The sequence below is a fragment of the Sunxiuqinia indica genome (assembly GCF_009847015.1).
Lineage (GTDB): Bacteria > Bacteroidota > Bacteroidia > Bacteroidales > Prolixibacteraceae > Sunxiuqinia > Sunxiuqinia indica.
The window spans coordinates 154,277-172,916 of record NZ_WVEM01000009.1; the positions used below are offsets into that span (position 1 = coordinate 154,277).

At 41.8% G+C, this 18,640-nt stretch carries 16 protein-coding genes; 2 read left to right on the forward strand and 14 right to left on the reverse strand.

Going from position 1 to position 18,640, the window contains the following annotated elements; genetic code table 11:
- Positions 1–22 precede the first annotated feature (22 nt).
- Positions 23–1,213 carry a lipoprotein N-acyltransferase Lnb domain-containing protein gene (locus GR929_RS14510; RefSeq protein WP_159521002.1) on the reverse strand — a complete coding sequence of 397 codons (1,191 nt, stop codon included), beginning with the start codon at positions 1,211–1,213 and terminating at the stop codon, positions 23–25.
- A gap of 419 nt (positions 1,214–1,632) precedes the next feature.
- Here GR929_RS14510 and GR929_RS14515 point away from each other — a divergent pair, with 419 nt between their 5' ends.
- A complete protein-coding gene (locus GR929_RS14515) occupies positions 1,633–2,751 on the forward strand; it encodes a PSP1 domain-containing protein (RefSeq protein ID WP_159521004.1) in 1,119 nt (372 codons plus the stop codon).
- Between the two features lie 16 nt (positions 2,752–2,767).
- On the opposite strand, the gene GR929_RS14520 is transcribed toward GR929_RS14515, so the two are convergent.
- The 12 genes from GR929_RS14520 to GR929_RS14575 form a co-directional block, all read right to left on the reverse strand.
- Entirely contained in the window at positions 2,768–3,670 is a 903-nt protein-coding gene (locus GR929_RS14520) for a mevalonate kinase family protein (RefSeq protein ID WP_159521006.1), read from the reverse strand.
- Positions 3,657–4,709: a diphosphomevalonate decarboxylase gene (mvaD, locus tag GR929_RS14525; protein ID WP_159521008.1), complete on the reverse strand. Its 1,053-nt coding sequence runs from the start codon at positions 4,707–4,709 to the stop codon at positions 3,657–3,659. The genes GR929_RS14520 and mvaD overlap by 14 nt, the downstream gene beginning before the upstream one ends.
- A 6-nt stretch (positions 4,710–4,715) precedes the next feature.
- Positions 4,716–5,639, reverse strand: coding sequence for a GYDIA family GHMP kinase (locus GR929_RS14530; protein ID WP_159521010.1), 924 nt, complete (start codon positions 5,637–5,639; stop codon positions 4,716–4,718).
- Positions 5,629–6,945: a hydroxymethylglutaryl-CoA reductase gene (locus tag GR929_RS14535; protein WP_235934353.1), complete on the reverse strand. Its 1,317-nt coding sequence runs from the start codon at positions 6,943–6,945 to the stop codon at positions 5,629–5,631. Before GR929_RS14535 ends, GR929_RS14530 begins: the two co-directional genes overlap by 11 nt.
- Entirely contained in the window at positions 6,932–7,945 is a 1,014-nt protein-coding gene (locus GR929_RS14540; RefSeq protein WP_159521011.1) for a beta/alpha barrel domain-containing protein, read from the reverse strand. The genes GR929_RS14535 and GR929_RS14540 overlap by 14 nt, the downstream gene beginning before the upstream one ends.
- 2 nt (positions 7,946–7,947) lie before the next feature.
- Positions 7,948–9,105 carry an acyl-CoA dehydrogenase family protein gene (locus tag GR929_RS14545; RefSeq protein ID WP_159521013.1) on the reverse strand — a complete coding sequence of 386 codons (1,158 nt, stop codon included), beginning with the start codon at positions 9,103–9,105 and terminating at the stop codon, positions 7,948–7,950.
- A gap of 18 nt (positions 9,106–9,123) precedes the next feature.
- Positions 9,124–11,097, reverse strand: a complete 1,974-nt coding sequence (locus GR929_RS14550) for an acetyl/propionyl/methylcrotonyl-CoA carboxylase subunit alpha (protein WP_159521015.1) — start codon at positions 11,095–11,097, stop codon at positions 9,124–9,126.
- The gene (locus GR929_RS14555; RefSeq protein WP_159521017.1) at positions 11,094–11,903 is read right to left on the reverse strand and encodes an enoyl-CoA hydratase-related protein; all 810 of its coding nucleotides are present in this window, start codon (positions 11,901–11,903) and stop codon (positions 11,094–11,096) included. Before GR929_RS14555 ends, GR929_RS14550 begins: the two co-directional genes overlap by 4 nt.
- A 12-nt stretch (positions 11,904–11,915) precedes the next feature.
- The gene (locus GR929_RS14560) at positions 11,916–13,481 is read right to left on the reverse strand and encodes a carboxyl transferase domain-containing protein (protein ID WP_159521019.1); all 1,566 of its coding nucleotides are present in this window, start codon (positions 13,479–13,481) and stop codon (positions 11,916–11,918) included.
- 226 nt (positions 13,482–13,707) lie between these two features.
- Positions 13,708–15,006 (reverse strand): tRNA (N(6)-L-threonylcarbamoyladenosine(37)-C(2))-methylthiotransferase MtaB, encoded by a 1,299-nt coding sequence (gene mtaB / locus GR929_RS14565; protein WP_159521021.1) that lies wholly within the window; start codon positions 15,004–15,006, stop codon positions 13,708–13,710.
- Positions 15,003–16,355 (reverse strand): tRNA (N6-isopentenyl adenosine(37)-C2)-methylthiotransferase MiaB, encoded by a 1,353-nt coding sequence (miaB, locus tag GR929_RS14570; protein ID WP_159521023.1) that lies wholly within the window; start codon positions 16,353–16,355, stop codon positions 15,003–15,005. Before miaB ends, mtaB begins: the two co-directional genes overlap by 4 nt.
- 82 nt (positions 16,356–16,437) lie before the next feature.
- A complete protein-coding gene (locus GR929_RS14575; RefSeq protein WP_159521025.1) occupies positions 16,438–17,118 on the reverse strand; it encodes a ferredoxin--NADP reductase in 681 nt (226 codons plus the stop codon).
- Positions 17,119–17,274: 156 nt separating this feature from the next.
- Between GR929_RS14575 and GR929_RS14580 the strand changes: the two genes are divergently transcribed.
- Entirely contained in the window at positions 17,275–17,778 is a 504-nt protein-coding gene (locus GR929_RS14580) for a flavodoxin domain-containing protein (protein WP_159521027.1), read from the forward strand.
- Here GR929_RS14580 and GR929_RS14585 read toward each other — a convergent pair.
- Positions 17,775–18,485 carry a tRNA1(Val) (adenine(37)-N6)-methyltransferase gene (locus tag GR929_RS14585; protein WP_159521029.1) on the reverse strand — a complete coding sequence of 237 codons (711 nt, stop codon included), beginning with the start codon at positions 18,483–18,485 and terminating at the stop codon, positions 17,775–17,777. The genes GR929_RS14580 and GR929_RS14585 overlap by 4 nt on opposite strands.
- Positions 18,486–18,640: the final 155 nt, after the last annotated feature.

Genomic DNA, 18,640 nt, shown 5'->3' on the forward strand with positions numbered 1-18,640 from the left:
CAAACACGCTTTTATCAATCGATCAAACTTGCCGTCTTGCTTTTAAAAATAAAAAGCTATGCAACAGCGCACGGCAAAGCATCATCAGAGTCAACAAATAAAAACCAATGTGGAAGGCCTGTGGAATAAAAAAGCTGAACAGACAAAATAAAATCAACCAAACAGCAAGCGCTTTCCAGTACCACTTGAGTGACTGCCGCCACTTTTTAACCATCCATAAAAACAGGAATGGCAGATTAGCGGGGACAGCCCACCAAAGGTTGTAGTTTGGGTGCATGGCCGGGTGCTCAGAATAAGTGACCAACCAAAGAGCAACCAACCCCATCAGTCCGGTAACGAATAGCAAAACATAGTCGAGCAGGTAGTTTACTTTTTTTGTTTTATACTGACGATAGCTGATCCATAAAACCAACAGCAATACTATTGAAAGCACCGGAACGGGAGAAAACAAATTAAACCCAGCTGAGTTTTCTTTTTCCGAATCATAAATTACGCGAGTTTCTTTAACCAATGGCCGACTAACTCCGTCTTGCACAATTCGAGCTTGAGCAAAGTGTTTCATCAGGTAGTCGGGCAAAAACATTTCTTCATACACCGAAGCAGTTTTATCTGCCGGACTTCCCAAAGTCAGATGAATGCCGAAATTTGTCCATGGAAGTACCTTTTGATATTCGTTAGCATGCTCGCGGAAAGTCATTTCCATGCCCTTTTCATCATGGAAAACAACATTTCCCTCAACCTGATCCACAACAAGATCGCGAACCCGCGTTGCACAGTTGTCATAAAAAAAGTTGTACCGATATTCCCGGTTTTCAGGCTTCGAATTCCAGATCAAAAAATCGAACATTTGCTGCTTCTCTTTCTGCGTAAGATTTAAAACCTGCGCTTCAATGCTTCGTCCGTTTCGTTTATATCCGCTGTAAAAATCGGTGTATTTCTCAGGAGCCAGCATGTAATCGGTTCTCCCTTTTGCAAAACGATACACGAAGTTGGGCTGGCTAAAACTAAAAACCCCGTAATTGAACACAACATCAAACAGCCGTTGTGGATCTTGAACACGAACTGCTGTGTGACCATAAATAGCGTGAATCAAATCACTGGGACCACAGGTCAGCACACTAATTTCTGCCTCATCACTCAATTCAAAAGCCTTACTTCTAAAAGGAGTTGCCACAACAAAAAGTAGAATTAAAACAAACAATATTCTTTTCACAACTTTTTTTATTCAAAAAAAACAAAAAAGCAGGTCTAAACCTGCTTAATCCAATAAAATATTTCTAAAACATCAAATTACACGCAGCCACGAACACATGAACCGCAACTCCAAAATCACCCCCAGCCACCAACAATAGCCCCCATAAAAGCATAACTCACAAGGTCATATCCGGCAAATAAAACTGGCGAACACCAAAGGTGTCCTACGATAAAGATAGTGAGCGCAGCCACTAAAATGGCTCAAAATCCGAATTTATATTGCGTTCCATAAGTCCTTAAATTTCAGCTTAGTTTCGAAATCTGTCGCTGTTATGCAAACAGCGAAATCATTGGAAGCATTCCTTATTTAGACTTATTTAAAATAGCAATTGCGCTTAATTTTAGATATTTTTGTCTGAATTTAAAAAATTTAAGAACATGGGATGTAGTGGATGTAGCATGAATACTGATGGTGATCGCCCCGAAATGCTAGGCACCTACGATTGGTTAAAAGATCTACCAGACACAACACATTTATCAGATATTGTTGAAGTTCGATTTAAAGGAACTCACAAAGAATTTTATAAAAATGAAGATGGACTCCAATTAAAAATTGGTGAACAGGTGGTTGTTGCCACAACACCAGGCCATGATGTTGGGACAATTTCATTGGTTGGAAGGTTAGCTGAAAAGCAATTTGAACGAAAAATTCGGAAACCGGAACGATATCAATGGAACAAAGTCTATCGGAAAGCAACAAGCGCTGATAAAGAAAAGTTTGAAACAGCAAAAGGCCGAGAATACGCCGTGATGGTTCGCTCGAGGCAAATTGCCAATGAGCTGGGACTTGAAATGAAAATTGGCGATGTGGAGTTTCGTGGTGATAATGCCAAGGCGATTTTCTATTATATTGCTGAAGGACGTGTCGATTTCCGGGAGTTAATCAGAAGATATGCCCGGGAGTTTCATATTAAAGTTGAAATGAAACAAATTGGAGCGCGTCAGGAAGCAGGTCGTGTAGGAGGAATCGGATCATGCGGTCGCGAATTGTGTTGCTCTTCATGGCGAACTGATTTCGACAGTGTAACTTCGGATGCGGCACATCAGCAGGGCTTATCGCCCAATGCCGAAAAGATGGCCGGTAAATGCGGCAAACTAAAATGTTGCCTCATGTATGAGCTCGATACTTATCTGGAAGCTCAAGAGGACTTTCCAAATGAGTTATTGACTCTGGAAACCGAAAAAGGCCTGGCTCGTCATTTTAAAACAGAGATTCTGAACAAGAAGATTTGGTATACCATTCATGAAGCATATGGCACCAAGCCAATCGTTTTAGACCTGGAAGATGTAAAGAAAATTATTCAACTGAATAAGCGTGGGAAAAAACCGCCAATTGAAAAATACCTTGCTATTGAAGAAAAAGTTGAGAATGAAATGAGTGTTGGTTCGGTCAATCCCGATTTAATGGATGAATCGAAAAACAGGAAAAGACGTAAAAAGAAATTTTCAAAACGTCCTCATCAGAATCGACGCAAAAATGCAAATACAAAATCTTAAACTAAAAGCCTCGAGGTTAAAAAACCTGGAGGCTTTTTAATTCTGCTGGCAATTTTTTACGATCGGGAACAAAAGCCAATAAGTATCCACCACCGCCAGAACCTAAAAGCTTGAGAAATATCCCTTCATCCTGCATTTGCCTCCAAACAGTTTGAAATTCCGCCGGAATCATCTCCCGCATATTTTCAATCTGAAAATTGGAAATATGTTTCAATTGCTCAAACAGTTCCTGGGAATTACCGGATAAAAAAGCATTGATAGCCAATTTATTGGCCGGTATAAATACGTCGTTAAATTGATGTTCAAATTCAGGGTTTTTCATTTTTGCCATGAAAAGACGAACCAAAGGCGATGTTGAACTTTGAATAGCCGTATCAATCAAGAAAACCGAATAATCCGCCTTTTCTACTGAAAATACGGGTAGAGTTATAGCACTTCCCGAAAGCATTACCGGACGGTTGATAAAAGAAGCCAATGGATCGAAGCCCGAGCTTTTCCCATGAAAATAAGATTCCATCACCGAAAAATCCTTTTTCAAAACAGACAAGATATTTTTCTTCTTTTTGAGGAAATCAAAGCTGTTCTGGTACTTTCCGTAATATTCGTAAATGGCTGCGCACAATGCACCCGAACTGCCGACACCATATTGAAGAGGAATATCAGAATTGAAATACAAGCCTTTTTCTACATCTCGTAGCAATTCTTTCAAATTGAGCGGATAGTTCATTTGACTGTTCAGTTCGTGATGACTGAAGTAAGACACAAATTGCTCAAGTTCAACCTGACTGGGTTTTACATCTGCGCCTTCAGAAAACTCAAGACTCCCCGTAAAGCGAGGAAAAGGAACTGCCAATGCTTCAGCACCCAGCATCACCCCATATTCTCCAAACAACATTAACTTGGCATTAAACTTCTTCATCACTCAGCTTTATTGGTCCTTCGCCAATGCAGTCGTCCAGCCAATTTTGATTTTGAGTATGAACCAACAATTCACTATTGATAAAGTCTTGAACTGCTTGCTTGTCCTTTTCAAAATAAATCAAATGGATGTTTGGACCTGCATCAATGGTAAAACCAACAGCTAAGCCACTTTGTTGCCGAAGTTGACGTATTTTTCTGATGATTTCCAAGCTGTTTGGATGCAATAAGATAAACGACGGATCGGAAGTCATCATCATGGCATGCAGACTAAGCGCTTCCTTCTCAATTAGTTCAAAAAACCGTTGATGATCTCCAACGTTCATCACCTGTAAAAGTTCCTTCAGATTTTGATTGGCCTGAGCAATCCGGGCATCTTTAAAATCATGCTGGTTCATCAGTTCATGCCCGGCAGAGCTCGATACTTCCTTCGCTGAAGAGTCAACCAACAAAACTGCATCGCGCAAACTACTATAGTCTCTATGAAATCGATTTTGAACAGCAATCGCATTGCAATCAGTAGAGTCGGCTAATCCGGCAAAACGCCCCCAAAGAGCAAACGATGGAAAAACAGACCGACAAGCACTTCCACTTCCTAATCGAGCCCAACGTGATGCCTTTTGAAAAAACTGTTGCTCGGTAAAATTCTTTTGATTGGCCTGCTGTTTTAAATCAACCAGACAAAGTGCCAATGCTCCAAATGCAGAAGCCGAGGAGGCAATCCCGGTTGAATGCGGAAACGTATTCTTGCTTTCAATATAAAATGAAAAATTATTTAGCCATTCGTGCTCTAACGACATACTGGCGAGGTATTTTTCAACCCGCCCGGCAAATGCCGAAGGTTGCCCTTCAAATAAAAACTCTACTTTCCGACGGGCAGCAGATTCCATGCGAACACTCGTCTTTGTTCGTGCATTTTTCAGACTAAAACTCAACGATGGGTTCATCGGCAGTTGAGCTGGTTTTTTTCCCCAGTATTTCACCAATGCTATATTTGACGGACATTCCCACGATGCACGATAAACTTTTTTTTCTTCCATAATCAACTAACGACTATTCAAAACCAATTCCCTCCACGGAAAAATTACATGCAATCCTTTTTCTTTGAAATACTGAAACACACCAGACTCGTTCATTGTTGTAGCAACCAGATAAAAATCTCCACCCCACGCTCCAAGCGATTTAATCTCGCCATCAAAATCAGTAAAATAAGATGACTTTACTGTTGGCATATTCAACAAGCCGGAAACCAATTTCTCATGATCAACCATCAATTGTCGGAATTCTTCCAGATTTCCCGTTTGTGCCATTTGTTCTGTGATCTCATTGATCTTACCTATTTCAGAAGATGACACCGCTCCTTTATTCATAAAACGACGGACTTCTCCACGCGTACTTTTTTTAGAGCCTGAATAAACAAAATAAAGATTGTCTACAAAGGGATAGTCTAACTTTACCGACTCAACGCCTTCGTCTTTTGTATAAAAAATGGGCCCATCAGCTGATGCGCAGGCGATATCGAAACCCGAACCATCAAATATTTTTTTATTAAGTTGAAAAGGATCAACACCCGCCCACGAAGCCAGGTTCACAATTAATGTGCTGCTGCTGCCCAATCCCCATTGGCTGTCAAAGTCAATCGTTGTATGGATTTCCAGTCCACCACTGAGTTGAAAATTTGGATTTAGTTGCTGCACTGTTTGCAAGGTATCGCGCAAAATACCGGCTTTTTCAGCATCAGAACTTTGAATAATTTCCAAATCCGGAAGTCGTAAATCGCAGGAAAACCATAAACCGTCTGGTGTAAAAGCCTTCCAGTTTAGTTCATTTTCTCTGTCGTTGGAACGAACAGTCATTCGCTGCCCGTATTTCACTGGCAAAGCGATGGCTTTTGCTCCCTGAAGTACAAAGTACTCCGCAGTCAGCAATAATTTTCCATGAGCATAATATGATTCCTGCTTATCCGGCATGTGTGTTTAAAAAATTCTGCACGTCGGAAAATGAAACTTCCCGACTTTCAAAATAAAGCCTGGCAGCCTGTTTTTGTTCATCAGAGACCTGCAAAGTATTCAAAATATTGCTTAAGTGCATTTTCATATGACCTTGCTGGATGCCTGTAGTTACCAACGCCCGAACGGCAGACCAGTTGGATGCCAACCCGGAAATTGCAAGGTAAGTCATGAGTTGTTTCGCTGATGGCTGCTCGAGAATTTGCATCGCCAGCTTGGCCAGCGGATGCAAGCGGGTTACTCCGCCTACAACTCCAACCGCCAATGGCAATTCCAGACTAAACCAAAAGTTTCCGTCAGTTATTCCGGCATCGCTCAGCCCACGGTACTTTCCATCTTTCGCTGCATAGGCATGACCTCCGGCTTCGATCGCACGAAAATCATTCCCTGTAGCAATGGCAAGTGCGTCAATTCCATTGAAGATTCCTTTATTGTGAGTAACTGCTCTGGAAACATCATTTCGTGAAATATGAACAGCCTGAACAAACTTTGACGCAAACAGCTGAGCCTTTTCAGCATCCGCATCCAACTGATCGACAGGATATTCAACCCATACTCTCACGCTGCTACCGGGAACGTAGTTCGACAGAATAGCCATAATAATTTCCAGTTCTTTTTCTCCTTCGGCAAACTGATCATTTTCGACAACCCAATTCTTCAATGTCTTTCCAAATTGCTCCAAACACGAATTGATGAAGTTAGCCCCCATCGCATCGCAGGTTTCAAACGAAACGTCCAGCTGATAGTAATTGGGAAGAACTTCGGGAAGATATTTTAGCTTAACAGCGGAGATTCCGCCGCCACGATTGGTCATTTTCTCAGTTAACGGAGCTGACTCAACGAAAAGCTTTTGTTTGATTTCAGGGAAAAATTTATTCAACTTTTCATGATCGCCTTTCCACAAAAAGTGAACCTGCCCCTTCTTTTCAGTTCCTATAATTTGAGTGTGAAAGCCGCCACGCTTTGCCCAATATCCTGCTGCTTTTGCCAAGGCTGCCACCACCGAACTTTCTTCGGTTACCAAAGGAAAGGTCTTTAACTTTCCATCAACTAAAAAATTTGGAGCAACCGTAAACGGGAGGTGGTAATTGGACAATTGATTTTCACTCAGGTCGGCAATAATCTCCTGTGTTTTTTCATCATCTAACTGAAAGGAATCAAGAAATTCAATGGTTGCCTCATCTAAATTATACTGATCAACCAACCATTGAATTTTCTGCTTCCGATCTAATTTCGAAAATCCGTTGACGATTTTACGATCCATCATAATCGGGGTTTAACTTCAGGTATTGTTTAGCCAGTCGAAATGCTTTCAACTGATTGCCAATGTATGTTTTCAGCTCGGGATAATCACCGGTAGCATGCTTTAGCACCGCCGATGCCATGCCATAAACAGCAGGTAGCTGACTTAAGGTTGTCAGGTGGTAGCCATCCAGGTAATTTTTCAATCCACCTGAAATAATCAACTGGCGGCAACCGGGCTCTCCAATTTCCTGCAGCAAGCGATTGACGTTTTTCACCATCTGATGAGCTGATTGTCCAACAAAAGCAAATGGTTGAAACATCTCCTGCTTTTCAGGATTCTCGCGCATCAATTCCAGATTAGAAAAATTAGTGCCGCCATAAGCTGCAAATTCAATGGCAGCCAAAGGCAGTTTCAACAGTCGTTTTAAACTTTCATCGCCCATCCCCTGACCCACTTCTTTCACAATCAGCGGAATATGAATACGCCCCATTAGTCGTTCAATGGTTTCAATAGGAGCATGTTCAATCCGGTCACCTTCGGGCTGAAACCACTCCTGCAACGGGTTTACATGAACAATTAAACCATCAGCACGAAGCTCACCAACCAAGTCAACGATTGCTTTTTCGTTTTTATCTTGGAGTAATTTCTCAATTTGGGCGATTCCTAAATTGGCCCACAAAGGTTGATCAGGGCCAATGGTTTCGCGCATATCAAAATCGGCCCATTGTGTTTTATCAAACAATATTTTTCGGCATGACCCCAGTCCCATTCCAAATCCAAATTCCCGACAGGCCTGTGCAATATTTTTATTAATTTTTTCGGCTACTCCGGTACCACCGGTCATACTGGAAACCCAAAACGGAGCCCGAACCATTTTCCCCAAAAACAAAAACGAATCATCCTCTTCCTTCGGATGACCGGCTAGCATGGGTTCATAAATAAATCGTTTATCTTGCTCAGCAAAATCAGTTTGCGAGTCAAAAGCGAGTTGAATGTGGTCTAGCTTGCGGTCTTTAGTCATTTTTATTCCTTTAGAATTGAACGCGAAATAACCATGCGAAGTACTTCGGAAGTTCCCTCACCAATAGACAATAAGCGCTGGTCACGGAAAAAACGTTCAATTGGATATTCATCGTTTCGGAATAAACCGGCGCCACCAAAAATCTGCAAAGCTTCACTGGCAATATCGCTGGCAATCTGCGAACAGTATAACTTTGCCATGGCTGCCTGTGTTCCATAATCATGGCCATTATCCTTTAACCAACAGGCATTGTATAGTGTATTCCTGGCAGTTTCCAGTTTCATTGCCATGTCTGCTAATTTAAACGAAATCACCTGAAAATCGGATATGCTTTTCCCAAACTGCTTACGTTTTTTTGCAAAACTCACCGCCATTTCGTATGCTCCCTGAGCCAAACCAAGTCCCATAGCAGCAATTGACAGTCGACCGGAATCGATGGTTTTAAGCATAATTTTAATTCCCTGTCCGCGTGCTCCCAAACGATCACTAGCCGGAATGTGCACATCGTTCAAATACACCATACCATTGTCAGCGGCACGCCACAACAGCTTTTGCTTCATAAATTCCCGCGTATAGCCTTTCGTGCCTTTTGAAACCAAAAAGGCTGTAAACTCTTTGCGCCCATCTTCCCGAGTTCCGGTTTTTGCTACAAAGCTAATTCCGGCTGACATTTCAGAAGCGCCATTGGTGATGTATTTTTTATGACCATTAACCACCCAGCCATCTTCCTTTTCTTCGGCAATCGTTTCAACTCCCTGAGCATCCGATCCGGCATTTTCTTCCGTTAAACCAAAAGCCCAAAGATTTTCAGCAGTACAAAGTGATGGGAGATATTTTGCTTTTTGTTCTTCGGTACCAAACTCCAGAATTGGACCAACACCCAACGAGTTATGAGCTGCCAATGTTGCTGCCACCGAGCTATCTACCCGGGCAAGCTCCTCAACGGCAATAATGTAGGATAAATAATCACTACCCTGACCTCCGTATTTTTTGGGAGCGTGCATGCCAAAAAGGTTTAAACTTTTCAGCGAACGGATGAGCTCAACAGGAAACTGTTCGTTGGCTTCAAACTCCCCTATTACAGGTTTAATATATTTCTCAGCAAAGTCTCTCACTTTCGATCGCAGAGTATGATGAGTCTCATTTAAAAATGCGTTCATATTGATTCTTCTGTTTTCTTAAGATTCTAAATCAACCAATAACTCTCTATCTTGCACCAGATTACCTTTGGCAACATGTATATTTTTAACCACAGCATCGGACGGACTTTGTATGGTGAACTCTGATTTCATCGACTCAATAACGAGCATATTCTGCCCTTTATGCAACTGATCTCCCGGCTTCACAAATATGTCAATTACTTTACCAAACAAGTCAGCCACGACCTTATCTATCTTCACTTCGGAGGACAAAGCTCCTGATTTATTCAATTGTACCTGATTCAATACCTGATTACTTTGCAATCGATATTTCCTATTTCTATAATGAACCAACGTACACCCTTCCTCTTCGGAAATAAAGATAGCAATATCTTTATCATTTATTCTAAAACAAATTTTCGGGCCAATAATTTGATAATGATTTAATTTATAAGCCGTTTCATTCCAAATTATTCGCAGCTCATTTGCTTTTTTAACGACCTTAACCCGGTAATTCTCTCCGTTAATTTTGATGTTAAAAAGCTGCAAAAGTCGCCAATAGCCCGTTCTTCTCCAAACATCCACACCAGTTTCTGGCCGATAAAAATGGTACAGCAAAAATGCTGCAAGCAATTCAACAGCTGGCAACTGGCTGTCATCTCCTACACTACTGTTATCAAGCGCGGACAAATTGTTTTCAGCCCATCGCGTATGAATTTTATTTTCTTTAAAATCAGAAGACCGCAAAATTTGGTTTAAAAACTCCTGATTCGTCATAATTCCTCCTAAATACAGTTGGTCCAACGCCCTACTAGCTTTTTCAATGGTCAATTGACGTGAATTAGCATGAATAATCAGTTTTCCCAAAAGCGAGTCGTAGTTGGGTGACAAGTGATTGCCTGCTTGCAAAAAGCTATCCCAGCGAACATCTTCCGGAATACATAATCCGCCCAAAGTACCCGAAATTGGTCTAAAATTATTCGATGGATCTTCTGCACAAACACGCAATTCAATGGCATGCCCATTGGCTGAAATATCTGATTGCTCAAAAGTCAGTTCTTCACCTGCAGCGATTCTTAATTGCCATTCCACCAAATCAACTCCAGTGATTGACTCCGTAACCGGATGCTCCACCTGTATCCGGGTATTCATTTCCAGAAAATAGAAACCTCCCTGATCATCGACCAAAAACTCGATGGTTCCTGCACCACGGTAGTTGATTGCCTGAGCAATTTTTAGAGCAGCCTCAAATAACTTCTGTCTTGTTTCTGAGGAGATTGAAGTGGCCGGAGCCTCTTCAATTAGTTTTTGGTAGCGCCGTTGAATACTACATTCGCGCTCCAACAGATGAATGGCTTTTCCTTTACTATCTCCCAATAACTGCACTTCGATGTGGCGTGCCTGTGGTAAATATTTCTCAACAAAGAGTTCATCGTTTCCAAAATACTGCTGTGCCTGACGCTGCGCCTGCTCCAAAACCAAAGCCAATTGTTCCGGTTTGTGTACAACTTCCATCCCTTTTCCTCCACCTCCACCTGAAGCTTTCACCAATACCGGAAATTCAAGTTTATTGCGTTGGGTGAGAATTTCATCGACAGTTCCTTGCAAACCGGGAATCACCGAAACCTCAAGTTTCTTGACAAATTCTATCGCTTGTGTTTTTTCACCCATCAGGCGAATTTGATAAGGAGTAGCACCAACGAACGACAAGCCCGCTTTTTCAACTCGCTCAGCAAACGATGCATTTTCTGATAAAAAACCATAGCCCGGATGAATTGCTTCTGCACCGGTTTCGCGAGCAATCTGAAGGAGCTTATCTTGATTCAGGTACGTTTCGCTTAACTGACTTCCAGGCAATAAAAATGCTTCATCGGCTTCTGAAACATGCAATGAGTCGGCATCATCGGCAGCGTAAACCGCCACGGTTTTGATCCCAAGCTCTTTCGCAGTCCGAATAACCCGAACAGCGATTTCAGCCCGATTAGCAATTAATATTTTGTGGAATCGCCTCATGAATTTTCAATCACGTTTAAATTTTGCCAATCCGGCTTTCTTTTTTCCAGAAATGCTCTCAACCCCTCCTGCCCTTCGTCCGACTGAATAAGATCGGCTAAAATTGCAGCGGTATGTTCACTGCTGTCTATGCCATATTCATTCGAATCAACTTTCAATAACAATTTTTTACAAGCCTTCAAGGCATTGGGAGATGATGATTTCAGCCCACTAATTAATTCCTTAACCACTTGTTCCAACTTCCCATCGTCCGCCAAAAAATCAACCAGACCAATCAGATGAGCCTCGGGAGCCCAAAACCGATCACCCGAGAACATCAGCTTTTTCATATTTTGAATAGAAACACGCTTGGCGATGAAAGGAGTGATAGTTGCCGGAATGATACCTAACTTAATTTCGCCAAAAGCAAAAGCCGTTGAACGTTCAGACACGGCAAAGTCGCAAGCAGCAACCAGTCCGTTTGCTCCACCCAACACATTTCGATGTACAGCAGCAATCGTAATTTTAGGAAACTGATAAAGCTGTTTCAACAGCTCTGCCATCCTTAAATATTCCTCCCAATTATCCGACTTTGCCTTATCAACCGCACTGGCAAACCAACTGATGTCGGCTCCGGCACAAAACGATTTTCCTTCGCCTGAGATAACCAAAAAGAGAATGTCATCTTGCAAAGCCAACTCAGTCAAAGCGCCATGCATCTCTTCAATCATCTCTGGATTCAGGGCATTATGAACCTCCGGGCGATTCAATATTAAATTAGCCCGATGACCGTCAACTTCTATTTTAATGCATTTTCTGTTTTCCATTATTTCCCTTTTTTACATTCTGAAAACACCATAATGGGGATTTCGTTTGGGCTGATTAAGCGTAACCGTAAAAGCAAGTGCCAGGATATCACGAGTTTCAGCCGGATCGATAATCCCATCGTCCCACAATCGTGATGAACTGTAATAAGCAGTGCTTTCATGTTCAAACTGTTCAACTAAGCTATCCTCGCTTCCATTTTTCCCGATGGTTTGTAGCACACCCGAAGCCTGCTCGCCCCCCATCACAGCAATTCGCGAATGGGGCCACATGAAAAGGAAATCGGGATCGTAGGCGCGGCCAGCCATAGCGTAATTGCCAGCTCCAAAAGACCCACCAATAACAAGGGTAATTTTGGGTACTACAGAATTGGCAACAGCATTGATTAATTTAGCACCATCGCGAGCAATGCCTTCGTGTTCGTATTTTTTGCCGACAATAAAGCCGGTAATATTCTGCAAGAATAACAATGGAATCTGACGTTGATTGCAAAGTTGAATAAAGTGAGCACCTTTTCGTGCGGCTTCAGCTGTCAAAAAACTCTGGTTGCCAACAATCCCGATTGGCATACCTTTTAAACGGGCGAAACCAGTAATCAGTGTTTTTCCATAACTACCTTTAAATTCCTGAAAGTCGCTGTCATCAACCAGGTGGTCAATGATTTTGTGCACTGGAATTGGCTTTTTCAAATCAGTCGCCAAATAACTATAAATATTTTCCGCTGGAAATCCGGGAGCAAGCGCCTTCTTTATTTCAATATCCTGCTTGGAGGCCATGGGTAACTTGTCTACAATCGACCGGCAAATTTTAATGGCATTTGCATCATCTTCAGCCAAATGGTCGGCTACTCCCGAAATTGATGTATGAACATCTCCACCGCCCAATTCTTCGGCTGAAACCTCTTCACCCGTCGCGGCCTTTACCAAAGGTGGTCCTCCAATAAAGATGGTTCCCTGCCCTTTAACAATGATGGTTTCGTCGCACATGGCTGGCACATAAGCACCTCCTGCCGTGCAGGATCCCATTACAATCGCCATTTGAGGAATTCCTTCAGCCGATAGTTTTGCCTGATTGAAAAATACCCGGCCAAAATCAAATCGATCGGGGAAAACGTTGGCTTGCTGCGGAAGAAATATCCCACCGGAATCAACCAGGTAAATGCAAGGAAGCTTGTTTTTCAATGCAATTTCCTGAGCTCTAACATGCTTTCGAATAGTTTCCTTGATGTATGTTCCGCCTTTCACCGTCGCATCGTTTGCGACAATCATGCACTCACGACCTTTTACAACTCCAAGGCCGGTTACAATGCCAGCCGATGGAAATGAATTATCGTATTGATCGTATGCGGCAAATGTGGAAAGTTCTAAAAAAGGGGTTCCCGGATCAACAAGTATGTCGATACGCTCACGGGCTAGTAGTTTTCCCCGTTCACGATGTTTATGCACTGCCTTTTCCGGCCCATGATTACAAACTTGACTTAACCTCCGGTAGAAATCATCAACTACTAACTGATAACCAATAGGTTTATCTTCATGAACCTGCAAATTTGAATCTATTTTATCTTGTTGAGCTTTACCCATATTGTCGTTAAACAAATTAAAAAAGGAAAATCTCTTACTATGACAAAATTCTAGGCTATTGGTTCACATAAACCGCCACTTTTTGTTTTTTGAAGATCGAATTCGAACCGTAGTTTTTCCTTTACTTTCGTTCAAATTGAACTTGCTTTTGAGAAGAAATTAAGTTGCAGGTTTAAATTGACTCAACAAATTAACCAATGAAAACGTGTTAAAATTTCAATTCGGACTAAATGAGTTCTGCAAGCAAGTCCATTTGATCATCACTTCCTTGTATACTTTTGATTCGTACTTTATGAAAGCTGTTTCGCTGAATATTCTCCCCCCTGAATCGGATAGGAACATAGTGCTCTCCATAACCGGAAGCAAAACCATGGGAATCAATTTTTTCAACCAAAACGGTTTGCTCACGCCCAATAAAACGCTCCAGGTAAACTTTACGAAGTTCTTCCGATTTTTCACGCAAGATGGCTGACCGCGCTGTTTTTACTTCTTCGGGGATCTGCTCCTCCATCCGTTCGGCACGCGTTCCTTTTCGAACTGAATATTTAAAGGTATGCACATGGCTAAAATTCAATCGCTCCAAAGCATCCAGGCTTTCCCGGAAGTCTTCTCCTGTCTCTCCGGGGAAACCAACAATCAAGTCGGTTGTAAAATTAAACTCGGGCCATTTAGCACGAAAACCATCAATAACTGATGCAAAACGGTCGAAATCGTACATTCGGCGCATGCGCAACAAAACTTTATCAGAACCACTTTGCAAACACAAATGCAAGTGTGGCGATAATTTCGGATGGTCGAACAATTCGTAAAACTGCTCACCAAAACCATCGGGTTCCAGCGAAGAAATACGAACCCGGAAATCGCCGGGAACTTCGAGAATAGCTTTTAGTACATCTTCAAAGCGTTTACCTTCCCATTCGTATCTGCCAATATTTACGCCAGTAATCACCAACTCCTTAAATCCATTGGCTAATGTGTCTTTTACATTTTCAATAATCTGTGGCAAGGGGCGGCTGACCGCTCGTCCACGAACTTTTGGGATGATACAAAAAGTGCAAAAATTATCGCAGCCATCCTGAATTTTAATGGAGCTGCGGGTATGCAAACTCTTGTCAACCGTATTAAACTGAAAAACATCACCTTCCAAATTTGAAGGATGTAGAATTTCGCCCTGAAAATGAGCATCGATCAACTGCCGGATACTTGCTTTACGCTTGTTGTCAACAACGTAAGTAATTTTCTCCTGGTCTTCCAGTTTTTCCTTATAATTATTGGCCATACAACCGGTTACCACAACCATCGATCCCTCATTGTTTCGTGCCGCCTGACTAATGGTATGTCGTGATTTCTGGTCGCTTTGATTAGTGACCGTACACGTATTTACAACCACGACATCGGCTTGCTCTTTAAAATCGACAATCTCGTATCCGGCCTGATCAAAATCGGAAACCAACGCATCCGTTTCATATTGATTCAGTCGACAACCTAATGTTTTAAATGCGATTCGCTTTTTTGTGGTGCTCATGATTCAATTTTTTCTTCCTGAAGTACCAACTCTCCACTCAACGAAAAGTCAGCAGCTGACGTTATTTTCACATCCACAATTTGGCCTTTCAACTCAGGCGCTTTCCGATCCAAGCGAACATTCAATTTTCCTTCTGTCAATCCTGTGCTAAATCCGGTTTTCCGGTCGCTTCCATTGACCAACAAACGAAAAGTTTTACCAACCAACTGACGATTATATTCGCTGGTATGAGTTCTCATTGTTTCTGAAAGTCGATGATAACGATCTTTCTTTACGTCTTGCGAAACCTCATCCTGCCAACGGTAGCTTGCAGCTCCCGGACGTGGCGAGTACATAGCAATATAGGCCATATTAAACTTGAATTCGTTCATGGCTGCAACCGTGTTTTGAAATTCTTCTTCGCCTTCAGCGGTGAATCCGACAATGATATCGGTAAATAAAGTCGCTTCCGGAATCAGCTCACGAATATCGCTTACAATTCGGCGGTATTTTTCCATGGAATGCCGACGGTTCATCTTGATCAATACTTTCTCATCACCACTCTGCATTGGAAGGTGAATCTGCTTGGCCAGGCATTTGTATTCGGCAATCACTTCAATCACATCGCGAGTCATATCCTGTGGATGAGGAGATGTGAAATACACCCAAAATTCTTCGCCCGAAAGCTTACCATACTGACCAATCTGCTTCAACAGTTCCGCAAAAGTTATCTCTTCTCCATTTTTATCCAGGCCATACGAATTTACATTCTGCCCAAGCAAGGTAATCGATTTATAACCTTGTTGAACCAAGTGTTGAATCTCTTTTATTATTTCTTCGGATGGACGGGAAACCTCCCTGCCACGGGTGTACGGAACTGCACAAAACGCACAGAACTTATCGCAACCATTTTGAATGGGCACAAACGCTTCGTAAGTCGATTCATATTTCGGCTTGATATGCCACAAATCAACGATATGTTCATTTTTGGGCATTACCGGTTTGGGAGTTTGCAACGAAGCAGCATTAACAACCCCATAATTTCGAATCATGTCGGGCAGCTGACTTAACTCACTCATCGGAAAAATCAAATCAAAAAGCTTCAGAAATTTCTCCTTGTCAGCCGGCAAAACGCAACCTGAGATGAACGTGATCACGTTTCGTTTATTTTTCCACTTATTCCACTGGGCAATTTTGTTGTATACCTTGTCAATTGGCTTTTGCCTAACCGAACAGGCCAACATCCCCAGCAGCGTTGCGTCCTCCTCCTTTTCAGTTCGTTCGTAACCCATCTGTTCAAGCACCGCACTCACGCGCTCGCTATCTGACAGGTTCATCTGGCATCCCAATGTAATTAAGTGATACTTCATTCTATGACATTCAAATTGAAAAAAATCTACTTACGGTCCTAAATCAAATATCTAATTCGGGCTACAAAAATAGACAGTATTTTTAGAAATACACCTCGCAATGAATATGATCGCGATCAAACCCTTTATTTTTCAGAATTTCAAGGGCATCAAAAATCATATTACTGTTTCCACACAAGTAAAAATGAGTATTTTTTTCAAAGCTTGTGCGTTTCAGGTATTTGGTTAGCCGTCCATGAACCTGACCTTCCTTATCCCCCGTTGTACAAAGAATATGACGCTCCGGATCGTACTCCTCTTTATCGTAAGCTTCGTGGCCATAACGCACGCCATGAATCAGTTGATAATCCAATTCAGGATAGGTGCGCACCATACTGCGGAATGGCGCTATACCGGTTCCGCTGGCAATAAATACAAATTTATTGTCCGGAATATGCTTCTCTTCAATTTTAAACTTCCCAAAAGGTCCGTTTACTTCCACCAAATCACCTTTTTTCAGATGACTCAATTTAGGTGAAAAATAACCTTCCTTCACTTCTTTTACCAACACCTCTAAATTCTCATCATTTTCGCCACTGTAAATCGAATATTCCCGACTTTGATAATCGCCTTGAATACCGAGTGAAATATGTTGCCCGGCTTTGAACTTAAATCGTCCTCCAGGCAATTTCAACGAAAATGTTTCATCTGTTAACCTTCTTATTTCTTTTACCTTGTAGAAGGTTTCATCAATCCTTATTGCTTGCATAACTTCTGTCGACATCGTATCTAATTTTGGGCTGCAAAGATAATTAAAATCAATAAAAAGACCTATGAATCCGAATTAATCTTTGTTAACCGATTATAAACCTTATTTAACCGATAAAAAAGCGGTTTGTTTTAGACAATTGCCGTAATTTCGATAGAAAATCTCCATGCTATGAAAACAATGATTATTTATATGTCAAACCACGGGTGCACCGACCGTGTCGTTCATGAACTTTCCGAAGAGCTATCAGGGCATGTTACCCTTAAAAATTTGAAAGAAGATAGAAATCCGTGTTTCGAGGACTACGACCGGGTCATAATTGGTGGTTCCATCCATGCCGGACAAATTCAACGAAGGGTGCGGGAATTTAGTGAAAATAACACCGAGAAGCTTGGGCTAAAAGAAGTTGGCCTATTTATTTGCTGTATGATGAAGGGCGAACAAGCTCAGGAGCAACTAAACAAAGCCTTTCCTGAAAAACTCCACCAGTATGCCAAATCGGAAGCTATTTTAGGCGGCGAGTACAATTTTGACAAAATGGGATTTTTTGAAAGGTTAGCCGTGAAAAAGATTGCGAAGGTAGATCAAAGTGTGAGCAACGTTAATCATGATGCCATCAAAGAATTTGCCGATAAAATGGACAAGACGTTTTCTACTTTTTTAATGCTGATTTAAAAATTCCGATAAAAATCTTCTGTCAGCTTTCGATAAGCGGACGAAAAATCATTATCAACAGACTGTCGAATAAACAGTTCTCCTTCCTCGAACTTACCGACATTTGTGGATAACTCCACCAGCAGGCGATGATTTTTTTTTGTTTCATCAGGAGCAACTTTCACAAATCTGGTGATTGTCAAACTCAGTTCTGATGCTAACTCTCTCAATCGTTTTTCTTTATCAACCGGTACAATCAGACTTATCCGGCCATCTTCCGAAAGTAGGCTTTTTGCTTTTGTCAGCAACTCCTGCAAGCTCAACGAATCGGCATGCCGGGCTTGAGCGCGTTTAACATTAAGTGATTTTGGCGAATTTTCGAAAAACGGCGGATTCGAAATAATGTGATCATATCTCTCCGTGGTTTGAAAACTCCGGAAATCGCCGATTGTTATCCTGAACCTCTCTTTCCACTTTGAGTTTTGAAAATTAAATTGAGCTTCTTCCGCTGCGTCAGATTCCAACTCCACTGCATCAATCAGCGCATTCGTTTTTTGAGCAGCCATTAATGCTAGCAAGCCCGTTCCGGTTCCTACATCCAAAATCCGGTCTACCTGATTGAACCGAGCCCAGGAACCAAGCAAAACCCCGTCAATCCCAACTTTCATCGCAGCTTTCTCCTGACGAACCCCAAATTGTTTAAAGTAAAAAAAATGACCTCGCCCCATACTGAAATTGATAATCTTGATTTTTGACAAGCGAAAGTAAAAGAAAGAATAGAATTTCAATCCTGAATATTATCTAATTATTAATAAAAGTGATTTATACTTTCATTTCATGAAGTTATCAGTCGCAGCTAGTTGTAATTTCTAGCTTTGCACGC